This is a genomic window from Carnobacterium pleistocenium FTR1 (assembly GCF_000744285.1).
In the GTDB taxonomy this organism is placed as follows: Bacteria; Bacillota; Bacilli; order Lactobacillales; family Carnobacteriaceae; genus Carnobacterium_B; species Carnobacterium_B pleistocenium.
The window spans coordinates 1380524-1393081 of sequence record NZ_JQLQ01000002.1; the positions used below are offsets into that span (position 1 = coordinate 1380524).

Sequence of the window (12558 nt, forward strand, 5' to 3'; positions counted from 1 at the left end):
TTTTAAATTGAATCAACTCAATTCACTCCTTATTCTTGTGGTTCTAATGCTATCAATCTCGTTACTATGTCGTTCAAATCAACCGGACTACTAACAGTGACCAAATCTAGTTTAGTCTTGTCAGATGCGCTAAAAAGACCACTCTTGGATTGAGTAGCCTCGGTGTATTCTTCTAAATCATCTAGTTTGATTTTATCGGCGCTAGACATTAATCCGTCGCTTGTAGATGTGGCTAAACTGAACGTTGGAATTTCTTCACCTAAATCATCTATTGCTTTTTTTAGGTTTATTAAAGCTAAACTTGTACCAGTTTGATTGTCTATTTCCAAAGTAGCACTCAAACTATCATAAGATAGTTGCATTTTGTCATACTTTTTAACAACCTCGTTATTTGCAGACGTTAGTTTAACAATTGATTTTGTTTGGCTTTCTACCGTTTTTTGTAGTTGAATAATATTTGCCACTCGCTTATTTGATTCTTTTTGATACTGAGACAATTTTGTTTGCTTTTCTCCAAGTGTTAAATCCGGATTTCTAGGATCAATGAAATCAATCCCTATTTCTGTAATCTGGATTGGCTCGTCAATCGTCAATATTGGATTTTCTAAATCGTGCCAGTTTCCAATTTTCAATTGATCATAACTACCGTCAATCAATGAGTAGTCAACGGATACAACGCTGTAGGTCATGCTGATTGTTTGGCTATTTAAGTCGGTTATACCTTTAGACATTAACGCTGCAGGTGTTGTGACATCGTCGTATTCTACCTTTCCTTGTATAACGCCAAATTCAGCTACTAAAGCATTATTTAAAAGATAATTCAAACCATTATTAACAGAAGCAATTGTCATTCTAGGTTGTGCGGAGTCTTCTGTTTCTGAACCGTTACTAGCTGAAATAACATAATTAGGTGCGGTTCCATATATTATTAAATAACTTCCGACGTCTGTCCCATTTGGCAATAAACTCACTGGTATATTTAGTAAATCGTTTTGATCTTCAATCTCAACTCTTGCTACTCTTGTTCCATCACCTAAGTTATCAAAACTATCAACAACTCCGTTTTTACCCTCTAACTCAGCTCCCAAAGGAACCAGTTTAGTAATGATATTTTGTGGCGCAATTGATTTGTCCATACTTTTAAGATTTTTTCTTAATCGAATAGCTGTTTCTGATTTCATACCAACGCTTGATAAATAATCCAGATACATACCATCTGCTTCGTAACGTACAACTAAAAAACCACCCAATGAATCGAGTAGTTTTTCTTTGATTGCGTCATATGTTTTCTCGTAACCTAAAAATCTATATAGCGAATCGTTTGGATCCGTAACTGTTACATTTCCTAACTTAAATCGTTTATGTGCTTCTACTTGCGAATTATGTTGGTCTAACATTAATTGCAAAAACGCGGATACGGAAGCGTTCTGTACTTTCATATACAACTGTATGCTATCGTATAAATAAGCTAAGACATCCTCACACTCATAAGTCTCTGAAAACATCCATCCACTTGACATGGACTGCTTTAAATTAAGCACACGGCCATTGAAAACCAATTCGTTTGTCTGACTATCCTCTACCTTAATTAGTGTGTGATAAGGCTTAATTTGCCCCCACATGGGATTCAAGTGGTTGATAGTGAATGACATATTCGCTATTCCTTTAATCGCTAATTTTCCTTTTGCTGCTGACGTTTTACTCCCTTTAGGAAAAGGATTATGAATAACCGTTCCTTCTTTGTCATTCGGTCCGTTGTACAAGGTTAACCAATACACTATTTGACCTCCTTATACCAACTAAATGAGATTGTACCGTTTCCAGTAATTGTCATTGGGTTTTCTCCAACTTCAAGCCTGAAACGATCTGAGTTAGTTGTGCCAGATGTAATTTGAAATAGTTTGTTTCCTTTTTGAATGGTCATTGCTGAGCTTGCTATAATCGTTGGTACGCTTCCGATAATTCCAACGTTAACTAGATTAATCGCCTTGCTCCCGCTTATTGTAAACGCTGTGTCTTGAACATAATCTGTAATATCTTTCGTATCCCAGTAAGGATCATCTTCTGGCGTATCTTTAATCTTATAAGGGTATGCGTCAAATGTGATGGTGTAACTCATCACGCCTTTCGCCTCATCTGCACTTGTTTCTACACTAGTAGCTTTAGCCATGTAATGATACAACGGCTCAGAATCATCCCATAATGGTTCATGAGTACCTCTTAATAGCCAGTTTTCAATTTGTCGTTTGACGAAATTACGTTTAATAGCATCTGGTTCATATAATTTATATTCATATGTTAACGGCCTGTTTTTAGCAATCCGTTCACCAAACATCATAGAAAAATCAACTGATCCATGCATGCCAGGTATATCTTCCGGTAATTCCACATCTTCCGGTGATGGTAGATAACGGTTGATTAACCGCAACCCAAACTTTTCCGGACTGTTTTGTTTTGTATTAAACCCCATTATCCTCCCCACCTTCCACTGTTTGTCGTTTCTGTTCCTAAAAATGTATCTACTTTAGGTCCAATAGTTCCTATAAAACTGTCATTAAAGTAGACATTTCCATCTTTACTAACTAATTGTTGCAATAACGTGATCATTGTTCCATAGTCATCATTACTTGTAGCCGATTTATCAGCACTACTTGTTGAACCTACAACGTATTGTGTGCTCATTTTATTATTGATCCCCATTGACATTTCTGCAGTTGGAATTGAATTAACCACTTTACTTGCGAATTCTCTTGCTGCTTGTATAGATTCAATAGCCTTATTAGCACTACTATCACTAAAATCAACGTCTCCTACAGCGATTCCACTATACTCTAAAGGATTTGTGCTGATTCCTTTTTCGAACGTCTTACTAATCATGCCAGTTAGGCTCATGACTGTTTGTTTAACATCTGAAAAGTTATCTTCTAGCCCTCTGTTTAAACCAAACATGATAGCTTCACCGGCTCCGACTAATAGTTTTTTATCATAAGAGATAGGCCCCTTATTTTCTGCTATCCAGTCTGCAATACCGCCTACAAAATTCTTCACGTTCTCGTAAGCTGATTTCAAACCACTTAAAAATCCATCTATGATTGCTTTACCGGCAGCTGTAAGGTCTATGTTTTTAAGGCCATCAAAATAACCCTTAACACCATCTATTCCATTACTAACAAGTTCTTTAGCAGTATTCATAAAATTACTAAATGTATCTCTGATAAAAGACCCAAATGCAGAAACTATATTTCTAATGCCATCTAAAGCGCCGCCCCAATCTCCTTTAATTACAGAGAGAACGACTTGTACAATTCCTTTAATTACATTCATAGCAAGTACAAACACATTTTTTATTTGTGTGATAACTGACTTAACAACAGTTAAAATATTTCTAAGTGTAGTACCAAAAACATTGGATATAAATACCCAATTTGCTTGAACGACTGCAGTAATAGCAGCACCCCAAGTATTCCAGAAAGTTTTAATCTGGTTAAGCCCTACACTTACTACAGCAACAATAAGAGTGATAACACTGCTAAATATTGTTTGTATAGCTGTCCATATCACTGATACGGTATTCAAAATACCTTGTTGATTTGCATTCCACCATGTAGATAAAATACCGAAAGTTGTCATTATAAATGTAACCAAAACTTGAATAATTGGGGCAAGGAAAGCAGATATCGCGTTCCAAACATTTATAAGAGTATTCTTTATCGAATCTTGGTTAGTAGTCCACCAAACTAATACTGTATTCCACGTGTTGTACAAGAAAGCAACAATCGTTTGAATAATAGGCATTAAAAACGCTGATATAGCAGTCCAAATTTCGATAACTTTAGTTCTAAATGTTTCGTTAGTTTGCCATAAATAAACGAACGCTGTAACTAATGCTCCGATTGCTAAAACCACTAAAAAGACTGGGTTCGTTAACAAAGCAAAACCAGACTGTATTGAAGCAAGTATTTTCATTTTGTTGGCTACTAAATAGACAGTTCCAAAAGCAGCTGCTAATGTTAGCAACGCTCCTGAAATCGCGTAAACTAATGCAGGATTGTCTGTTAAAGCTTTTGCAAACCCACTTAAAACACCTACTGCACCTTTAGCCGCTGAAATGAATCCAGCTAGTATAGGAGCGCCAAAAGCAGCAGTAACGTCAACAACACCTTGTCTCAAGTTACCCATAACGTTTTCTAATCCATCTGTTTCACGAGCTGCTTGTCCGAATGCTCCGGCTAGTTTGTTTCCATCTTCAACCATTTTTAAAAGTGTTAATTGTTTTTGATCCTCAGATAGATCAATGAATGACTTACCATAAAGATCGTTAGCGGCTGCATTTCTAGTTGTCTCAGTTGATGAAATACCTAGTGCGGCATCATTTTCATAATTTCCTTTTAAGTAAGATTGCAACGTTTCCGTTGTTTCTTCAATCGATTTATCATAGAAAGCTGAACTATCTGCAGCGGCCATTGTAGCTCTTTCAGTCAATTTAAGCGCGTCTGCTGTTTCTAAACCAGTCGTCTTAGCAAAGGCCGCCATTTGTGTGAACGTTCCCTTTAATCGACTAGGTAACATTCCAGTTTCTTTTGCTATATTATTAACGCTTTTTGTTGCATCGGATTCCATTCCACTAAATACTTCTGCAAATTGTGCATTAGTTGCTTGCATATCACCGGCTGACTTGATACTGAAACCCGCAAACGCTCCGGCAATCGCTAAAATACCAATAGCGGCGCTTTTAGCCATGTTTAGAGATTCATCTGAAAGCTTAGATACTGAATTACCTATCTTCTTGCTACTATCTATAGCTTTGTTCTCAACTCTGCCTAACGCTTTATTAACGCCATCATCGTTTAAATCTACCTCTATTAGAACTTTACCATCTTCCATATTTATTCACCTTCTTCCACGTTGTGGCCAGGCAATGCATATATATTCTTTAACTCTCGCAAATTTTTATTTTCTTTTTGGCTACCTTTACCAGTTGCAAAAGGCCGTTGTCTAATGTCGATAACTTCTTTGAATTTCGTATCTGTAGGCAATCCTTGAAGCAAGGCATTGAATTTACGCCAATCTAGCTCGCCTTGTACTTCAATCAAATCAATCCCATAAGCTTGGATAAACGACGCATATATGTAATCTGCATCGTGTTTCAATGAATACAGCTCTTTGCTTTTTGGTTGTGGCATTGGATTCCCTTGCAAATCCACGAGAGGCTCTCCATTACCTTTATCAATAATGAATTCTGTTTCTATTGCTAATAAAGCTGCCGCGAGCATTTCTCCGTCGCATGTTTCATCTTCTTTCAGTACATTGCAATCCAACAACATCTTCATGCCAATAAAAATTTTATCCAAATCGCTAATCGTAGGATCTTCTAATAAGTCAAATAGTCGGATAATGTTGTCATACGACATATCTACCAAATAAGTTTTTCCGTTTATGTCAATTTCATTTTCTGTTTGATAGCCAAGTGACAGCATTTAGCCACCTACTATCTTTTTTTCTTTTTAGGTTTAGCAGTATATTTAGCGATTTTTTGTTGAGTGGATCTCCCTAATTCGTTTGTAATACCTTCTCTGATATCAATAACAACGTCCATTAAAGCAGCAGCACGTCCAACTTTTTCTAAGATATAATCACAAGGGTTTTCTGCGAATACAACACCTAAAACTGTTCTAAATTCTTCTGTTAAAATGTCAAAAACTTCTTGTTCTGTTTTTGCATTTTCAAATTTATCTAAAGATCCTTCCATTGAAGCTACTGCGTTTGTAAATTTTTCAACATTTCTATCTGAAATATCCGCTTCAAAGATTCTTCCACCTAAATCAACGTCTACTAATGAACTACCTAATTGAATTTTGATTGCCATGATTAAATTCCTCCTAATTTTTCAAATAAAAAAAGGCTACCCTCTTCGGATAACCTTGCGTTTATCAAGTTGTAGTAGCTGGTGTAACGGTTGGAATACGAGAATAATTTAAAACGCAACTAAACGCATCGTAGTCTGCAGCGTCTCCACCACCTGCAATAATGTCATTCACTGTAGCAGGTCCTTCAACAATTATCCCACTAGGATAAGTGATTCTGTGCCAGACATTACGGTTCGTTCCTAGTTTTCGTTTCATATCTGCAACTAGCTTTTGTCCTGCATCTTCTGGATCGTATGTTCCTTCGACTGTCCAAGCTTCCGCTAATGAAATAACCTCATTACTTGGTGTGCCGTCACCATCGTAGTAGACTTCCTCGTCTTTTTCTTCTTCAGTATCATCTGTAATTGAACTGATATACTTGCCTAATTCTAAATAGCCATCAGTTGGAATAGTTTCATCTGTTCTTGGTGCAATTTCATGTTTTCGTAACGCATTTTTTGTTCTTGCCATCCTATTCACTCTCCTTCATAATTTCTGCTTTATAAGCAGCGTTGTATATCCATTCGCTTGTAGCTGTCTTTTCTAAATAAGCGGGTGGAACGTAGCTTTCGCAACTTTCAACTTCATATCCAGTAACATTGAATGTACTACCATCTAAAAAACTATCTATTGCTTCTGCTGTGTCCATTGCTTCTTGAGAATCCGGTGACTTTACTAATACTTGTATCTGAATCAATCGTTGTCTTTCATCGTCATAGTATTTAGTTCCCAAACCAGACGGCATAGAACCAATCGATATGCTTCTTGTATTAGTTGTTAGCCCATTTAACGCAATCGTTGTGAACAAGCTCATATTCGATTCTAAATGAGTTTTTAACGCTAGATAAAATTCAAACACTACTTGCTCACCTCCGATTGTGCTATCTGTAACCATTCACTCAAATGCTCTGCTTTAGCTCTCTCAAACCACTTACCACCTGCATTTGGGTTTTTATCCGTGCTAAAATTATACTGAGGGTTCCAATACATTCTGCGACTATAAGGTGTGTCCCAAACTAATTTACCTTTACCAAAATCAGATGCAATTAATGCACTTCCAATTAATAAACCGTCAGCAAAAGGCGCATAATAGTTTGAATCTTTCACTATTTGCTGATCTAATATAAATTGAGTTCGTTTTGTCTTACGTTCAATCTTCTTAAAAGCACCTGTAAAGTTTGACTTAACACTCACACCCATTAAATCAGCCTCAATTCCAAATGATGAAGTTTCTCGCCATCGTAAAACTCATCAACCTGCCTTAATTCCATCTCGTTAGTGTTAAACGTTATTTTAGAACCTTTAACGAACGTTACTGGTGTGCTAAATACAACGTCCCAAAAAATCGTTGTCGTGCTCTCTACGCTTTCACCTGTACCAGAACGAACGAGTTTTGTTTTTGGTTCAACTCTAACTTGGTTGATAGTCTGCGGCGTTTTAAATAAATTGCCCCATCCATCATCTTCTTGAGTTTCTTGATAGACAATTGAATGAATCAATAATCTTCGCTTAATTGGATTAGCCAACGACACCAATCCCTCCATACAATAAGCCTGTAGGCCAGAGAAAACCATCTACGTTATCAGCAAACAAAACCTTTTTACTATCTGCGGATCCACCACTTTCTGAATACGATCCAATGCTGACAGAACCACCACCATTTGAAACGGTAGATGACAACTCACCATTCTCAGCTAAGAACTCTATTTGAGCACATACAGCCTCTTTAACGCGTTCTTGTTGAAACGTGGTTAACTTACTGAAATCAGTTATGCGATAGTTCGTACGGACATTAATATCGCGTTCAGCACGTTTGATTAGTTGAAACAAAAAAGCGGTACCGCTAATTGCGATACCACCATATTCTTCTTCATAATAATTTGCGTCTACGTACATAAGACACCTCTATTCTTTTGGTTGTTCCACTTCTTCTGCAATTTCAATTTTAGATTCTTCTTCAACTTCTACGATAAATTCTTTTTGTTTAAGAACTTCGATGCGTTCATCAGATACTTTGCGCTTAGTTGCTGGGAACTCGTCACCTGCTTCATAAATACGCCCCAAAGGAAAAGCTTTTGTTTTATCTAACAAGTCGCGCCATTTGATTTTAGTTTCATGTTTAGCCATTATTTATCCTCCTATGTTGCTGGAATTTCTGTAACAACTACTTTCAATACTTTGCTGTCATTTACAAGAGCGACAACGTAATGTTGGTCAGCGTTGAATTTAGTCAATTTATGGTCCATGTCACGTCCAGTTTCTGGATTAACCCCACGTTTCAAGTAAGTTTTCAAAGCACCGACTTTAACCGCATAAACTTCTCCTTGAGTGACTTTACGAGTACGAACAACTTGCCATCCTAATGCATCACCGAAAACACCAGTTACTAATAATTGGTCTCCTAAGTCAGTAGCACGAGTCCAACCCTCAGCAATCCCTTTACGCAATTTAGTAACGTCCTTAGGATTCATGAACAATACACCAGTTTCTTGGTCTTCCGTATTGAATACATCTTCAATTGAATCAATCAAAGTAGCGTCAAAAGCATCATTAGTTGTTGCTAATGTAGCTTTTTTAACTTGCACCAAAGTATCGTTATCAATCCCACTAGCAATAGCAGTAGTCACTTGGCTCTTAGCTTCACCAATCGGATCGCCATATCCACTTAAAACAGCTTCATCGGTAATTTCTACCCCTTTACCAACCTTTTTAATCTTATAGCTAGAATTAGAAGTTGTTAATTTTGTGTAATCAATTGCTGCTCCTTCTGCTACTTCTACTGCGTCACCAATATAAGCATATTTAGGTATTGTAATCGTGCTACCAGGTTGTCCTTGCAAAGTTGTATCAATTGGAGCGATACCACTAAATTTAATTGCATTAGGCAGTTCAGCAGCAATCATGTCGCCTAAAACTTCTGGGTCTACCATGTCAGACAATACAGTTGTTGCAAACATTTGAATATTCATTTTCATTGGCGCTAATAATTGTTTTGCGTTCTTTTCCATTTATAATTCATCTCCTGTTATTTTAGTTGGTCGTATAATTTCGGATTGGCTTTTCGTAATTCCAATCGTTCTTTATACCCCATTTTGACAAAACTTTCTTTCGTGATTTCTCCACTATTTTTAGAAGGATTTCCATTTTTAGAAAAATTAGGATTGTTATCCTTTTCTTTCCCTTTTTTAAACATTGGATATTCTTCTAATACTGATTTAATTGCATCTTCTATGTCGTCTTCATCAGAAAGTTTAGCTAATTTGATAACTTTATTGATTTGTTCAACATCTGCACCTTGTTTTAGAGCTTCAAGTTCAGCTTTTGTGTTCGCTAGTTCTCCTTGTGCGGTAGATAGGTTACCTTTTAGAGCTTCTAATTCAACGTTGCCTTGCTCTTCATCTGTTTTACCAGCACTGTTCAACTTAGCTGTCGCTTCGTCTAGTTGTGTTTGCAAAGCGCTTTGAGCCTTCGTCGCTTTCTTAGCTTCTCTTCCAACTCTATCTGCAACTACTTGATCCATTTCTTCTTGTGTGAATGTTTTTGGGTCAGCTGGTGTTTCTGGATTATCCGTACCAGCACCGCCTCCACCTAAGTCCTCAGCAAAGAATTGTAATCTCATAGGCATTTTAAATAGTTTAATCATTTTTATAATCTCCTTTTTATCGTCTTGTTTGACGTTCTCTTGCCAGTTTAGAGCCTTGAGCACGGTTGGGCTTGGTAATTATTAAGGTTAGACAGTTTCTCCATAGGAAGTTGCGTCATCTGATCCTTTAGCTGGAAAAGTTAAATTAACTGACCAACCAACAGAACCATCATCATATTTTGTTTGATTAAGTTCTACGGTTTCAATGCTTTCGATTGGCACTGCCATTAATTTATTGACCGCTAAGTCTATTAGATCTTGCATATCTTTTTTATCCATCGTTTCACCCTCTCATAATTTACAATAGCTAGTCACTAACTAGCTTAGAGAAATGGATCACTTCCTTTCTTACAACTTGGATAACTCGCTTGGTGTAAATGAAGCATACGCATTTCTCCTTTCACCTATTAGTCGCTTGTTAGGGTCAAAGATTAAGAAACGATATTCTCTCTTTGTTTACGTCTTGTCCGACCAGATTCTTTGATAAACTTAGCCATTTCACGTTTTCTCTTCTCAATCTTTTCATCTGCTATGAGTAACTCTTCTTTTTTGACTTCCATCGAGTCCAACATAGCTCTTTCTTTCTTTGCTTTACGGATATTTCTCTCAAGATGTCTTTGTCGCTGAGATTGGATGTATTTCTCTTCTGATTCTTTTTTATCGAATGGCTCGTTACGCTTAGTCGATACTCCTTCAACATAGGCATATTCTTGGTGTGAACAATTTATTCCTGTAACGATTCCGTCAATCTCACCATAACTTGTAGATGAAAGGGCCGGATATTTCTTTGATTTGCCACTTCTTGAGTAGATATTCCCTTGATAACCAACATGACTCGGTCTACTACCTGCATGGCTTGATATTTCAATCAAATCAATGTCGTAATCATCCATGCGGCCTTCTTGCATAGATACAGCTACATTCTTTTGAGTTGATCGCAATACCATACTAATATAAGCCTCACTACTCCACTTTTTACCTGCTTTATCAATGATTGCCGGAATGCCACTTTCTGCCCATTCTCCCGCAACTTTAATCAGTGATTGGTTAAGTGTTGAGTTACCGGTTAAAACATCTGTACTAGCCTTTGTTAGGATGTCAATGCATGCTTGGTTGCTAAACGTCAGCATGTTTGTATTAACCATGTTCATAACGTCTTTAGATTGCTTTTCTAATGCTAACAAACGATCATAGACATTATTGCTAGGTGGTACATAACCAACACCTGCTTTAACCAATGCTTCATTGCGTCCCTCAAATGCCTCAATTTCTGCAGCACCTAACTCATTAATGTATTTTGTTATCTCCGATACGCTCATGCCACTATACTTAGCTAACACCTTTATTTGGTCGTTTCTCAATACACCTAACTGTGAGAGTTTGGCCACTCGCCATTGAGTGACACCGTCTTTGTTTACGCCTTCGCCATTTCCAATTACTTTACCGATGTTTTGAAGCATTTCTAATTCGACTTGCTGATAAAGTTGTTCAATAAAAATATTGCTTTGAACGGCCATTCAATCACTCTCCTACGTTAGTTGCACCAGTTCCAAACAAGTCTGCCGATTCTGGTGTAACAGTTCCAGGTTGCTCAGCTGCTATCATATCTAGCCATTCTTGAGCTGTTTTTTCTGGCACATCATAAGTCTTCTGAATAGCAATAAGTTTAGGAATCATTCCGGCTCCTACGCCTGCTGAATAATAGTTAAAGTTCTCTTGACGGTCTTGAGCAATCGAATCATCGAAATCAATGCCTATCTCAAATTCTTTTTCGCCACTGTATAAATCGTAAAGAATTGCAACGTCGATAATGGATGTGATTAATTCTTTGATACCTTCTTCAATCAATACCTCATGTTTATTCTTAGTCTGATAAGTCTTTGAGTTTTGAGACACTACTTCTGTTGCTGTTTTTATCCCTGTACCGTCAAATCTGAATGAGCCTGGGTTAAATCCTACTTTCATGCTTAGAACGTCTAGGATTGAGTTAATCGAGTTGATAATGTCAGTTGAACGGATATCTACCGACATATCTGTTACGCCTTTGCCATCTTCCAGTGTGAATGCATCATAAACTGTTTCTTCTGGATCTAACACTTGCACCATGTTTCCGTTAGCATCTGGATAAGCTTTAATCATGCTTCTATCTACAGCAATCCGTCTTTTGCCTAATTTAAATTCATTGAAAAAGAAATCATACATATAGTCGAGCAAGTACAAGTCATCGTAGCAATTCTCGAATAAGCTAATCCCTAACGGACTGGTCATGTCTTTATTATTAGCAATGTTAGGCTTGAAATAAACGAATAATGAACGTCTTAACTCATTGATATAAACCTTTTCTTCTAAATCTGGATAAAGAGCTGCTAATCCTACTTTAATGCCTAACTCACCTTCAACTGTTGATTGATACAATTCATTCGTGACAACATATTGGTTGCCTTCCCACTCGTTCCACTCAAGCAACGTATAGTACTTATCACCTTTCGTTTCTTCGCTGATGAATAGAGCTTCGTCAATGTTCTCTGAATCGCTAGACAGCGGATAAAAGGCATCTGCTACTGCATAGGCTAGTTTGACTTGTCCATCATAAGCAAACACCTTAACGGCCATTCCGCCAGTTGCATAAGCGTACTCAAGATAACGAGAGAAATTCTTATGGAATCCATTACTCTTTAACGTATCGTCAATAAACTCTTGAGCAATAGCATCGTCAATCGTGATCGTTGCTTTTTCATTAAAGATCAACGTGGCCATTTCTTCAGCAATCTTTTTACCCATTCCCATCGAGAACATCTTACGTTTCTTATTAACGCCTGCAGATGTCCTGAATTCAATATCGTGCCACTCTGACAAATGACCGGAATAAATAGCTTTATTCTTCGCTATTCGCTTATAGGCATCATCATCTACATTTACATCTTTATGCTCTTTAATCGTCTTTAGCTGCGTTAATATCCCCATTTTAGTTAACCACCCCTTTACGGTTGCTATAGTTTTGTCAAACAT

General features: G+C 37.2%; 16 protein-coding genes. All 16 read right to left on the bottom strand.

What is annotated here, in order from left to right; genetic code table 11:
- Positions 1-29 precede the first annotated feature (29 nt).
- The gene (locus BP17_RS13075) at positions 30-1778 is read right to left on the bottom strand and encodes a phage tail protein (protein ID WP_051910475.1); all 1749 of its coding nucleotides are present in this window, start codon (positions 1776-1778) and stop codon (positions 30-32) included.
- Complete coding sequence (locus BP17_RS13080; RefSeq protein ID WP_051910476.1) at positions 1778-2470, bottom strand: hypothetical protein; 693 nt, start codon at positions 2468-2470, stop codon at positions 1778-1780. Before BP17_RS13080 ends, BP17_RS13075 begins: the two co-directional genes overlap by 1 nt.
- Positions 2470-4884, bottom strand: a complete 2415-nt coding sequence (locus tag BP17_RS13085) for a phage tail protein (RefSeq protein WP_051910477.1) — start codon at positions 4882-4884, stop codon at positions 2470-2472. The genes BP17_RS13080 and BP17_RS13085 overlap by 1 nt, the downstream gene beginning before the upstream one ends.
- 2 nt (positions 4885-4886) lie before the next feature.
- Positions 4887-5477 (bottom strand): Gp15 family bacteriophage protein, encoded by a 591-nt coding sequence (locus tag BP17_RS06680; protein WP_051910478.1) that lies wholly within the window; start codon positions 5475-5477, stop codon positions 4887-4889.
- A gap of 11 nt (positions 5478-5488) precedes the next feature.
- Positions 5489-5866: a hypothetical protein gene (locus BP17_RS06685; RefSeq protein ID WP_035052805.1), complete on the bottom strand. Its 378-nt coding sequence runs from the start codon at positions 5864-5866 to the stop codon at positions 5489-5491.
- A gap of 64 nt (positions 5867-5930) precedes the next feature.
- Complete coding sequence (locus BP17_RS06690) at positions 5931-6377, bottom strand: phage tail tube protein (protein WP_035052807.1); 447 nt, start codon at positions 6375-6377, stop codon at positions 5931-5933.
- Between the two features lies 1 nt (position 6378).
- A complete protein-coding gene (locus tag BP17_RS06695; RefSeq protein ID WP_035052809.1) occupies positions 6379-6765 on the bottom strand; it encodes a minor capsid protein in 387 nt (128 codons plus the stop codon).
- Entirely contained in the window at positions 6765-7106 is a 342-nt protein-coding gene (locus tag BP17_RS06700; protein WP_035052811.1) for a minor capsid protein, read from the bottom strand. Before BP17_RS06700 ends, BP17_RS06695 begins: the two co-directional genes overlap by 1 nt.
- Positions 7106-7432, bottom strand: a complete 327-nt coding sequence (locus tag BP17_RS06705) for a putative minor capsid protein (protein ID WP_035052813.1) — start codon at positions 7430-7432, stop codon at positions 7106-7108. The genes BP17_RS06700 and BP17_RS06705 overlap by 1 nt, the downstream gene beginning before the upstream one ends.
- Positions 7425-7802 (bottom strand): head-tail connector protein, encoded by a 378-nt coding sequence (locus tag BP17_RS06710; RefSeq protein WP_035052815.1) that lies wholly within the window; start codon positions 7800-7802, stop codon positions 7425-7427. The genes BP17_RS06705 and BP17_RS06710 overlap by 8 nt, the downstream gene beginning before the upstream one ends.
- A 9-nt stretch (positions 7803-7811) precedes the next feature.
- The gene (locus tag BP17_RS06715) at positions 7812-8033 is read right to left on the bottom strand and encodes a hypothetical protein (protein ID WP_035052817.1); all 222 of its coding nucleotides are present in this window, start codon (positions 8031-8033) and stop codon (positions 7812-7814) included.
- An 11-nt stretch (positions 8034-8044) separates the two neighbouring features.
- The gene (locus tag BP17_RS06720) at positions 8045-8914 is read right to left on the bottom strand and encodes a N4-gp56 family major capsid protein (protein WP_232219606.1); all 870 of its coding nucleotides are present in this window, start codon (positions 8912-8914) and stop codon (positions 8045-8047) included.
- Between the two features lie 17 nt (positions 8915-8931).
- Positions 8932-9549, bottom strand: a complete 618-nt coding sequence (locus tag BP17_RS13090; RefSeq protein WP_051910479.1) for a hypothetical protein — start codon at positions 9547-9549, stop codon at positions 8932-8934.
- An 87-nt stretch (positions 9550-9636) separates the two neighbouring features.
- A complete protein-coding gene (locus BP17_RS06730) occupies positions 9637-9828 on the bottom strand; it encodes a hypothetical protein (protein WP_035052820.1) in 192 nt (63 codons plus the stop codon).
- Between the two features lie 152 nt (positions 9829-9980).
- Complete coding sequence (locus BP17_RS06735) at positions 9981-11066, bottom strand: phage minor capsid protein (protein ID WP_035052823.1); 1086 nt, start codon at positions 11064-11066, stop codon at positions 9981-9983.
- 4 nt (positions 11067-11070) lie between these two features.
- Positions 11071-12558 carry a phage portal protein gene (locus BP17_RS06740; protein ID WP_035052825.1) on the bottom strand — a complete coding sequence of 496 codons (1488 nt, stop codon included), beginning with the start codon at positions 12556-12558 and terminating at the stop codon, positions 11071-11073.

Coding starts and splice junctions, on each gene's coding strand:
- BP17_RS13080 (WP_051910476.1), bottom strand. CDS start 2,470: ATGGGGTTTAATACAAAACAAAACAGTCCGGAAAAGTTTGGGTTGCGG.
- BP17_RS13085 (WP_051910477.1), bottom strand. CDS start 4,884: ATGGAAGATGGTAAAGTTCTAATAGAGGTAGATTTAAACGATGATGGC.
- BP17_RS06680 (WP_051910478.1), bottom strand. CDS start 5,477: ATGCTGTCACTTGGCTATCAAACAGAAAATGAAATTGACATAAACGGA.
- BP17_RS06685 (WP_035052805.1), bottom strand. CDS start 5,866: ATGGCAATCAAAATTCAATTAGGTAGTTCATTAGTAGACGTTGATTTA.
- BP17_RS06690 (WP_035052807.1), bottom strand. CDS start 6,377: ATGGCAAGAACAAAAAATGCGTTACGAAAACATGAAATTGCACCAAGA.
- BP17_RS06700 (WP_035052811.1), bottom strand. CDS start 7,106: ATGGGTGTGAGTGTTAAGTCAAACTTTACAGGTGCTTTTAAGAAGATT.
- BP17_RS06710 (WP_035052815.1), bottom strand. CDS start 7,802: ATGTACGTAGACGCAAATTATTATGAAGAAGAATATGGTGGTATCGCA.
- BP17_RS06715 (WP_035052817.1), bottom strand. CDS start 8,033: ATGGCTAAACATGAAACTAAAATCAAATGGCGCGACTTGTTAGATAAA.
- BP17_RS06720 (WP_232219606.1), bottom strand. CDS start 8,914: ATGGAAAAGAACGCAAAACAATTATTAGCGCCAATGAAAATGAATATT.
- BP17_RS13090 (WP_051910479.1), bottom strand. CDS start 9,549: ATGATTAAACTATTTAAAATGCCTATGAGATTACAATTCTTTGCTGAG.
- BP17_RS06730 (WP_035052820.1), bottom strand. CDS start 9,828: ATGGATAAAAAAGATATGCAAGATCTAATAGACTTAGCGGTCAATAAA.
- BP17_RS06735 (WP_035052823.1), bottom strand. CDS start 11,066: ATGGCCGTTCAAAGCAATATTTTTATTGAACAACTTTATCAGCAAGTC.
- BP17_RS06740 (WP_035052825.1), bottom strand. CDS start 12,558: ATGTTTGACAAAACTATAGCAACCGTAAAGGGGTGGTTAACTAAAATG.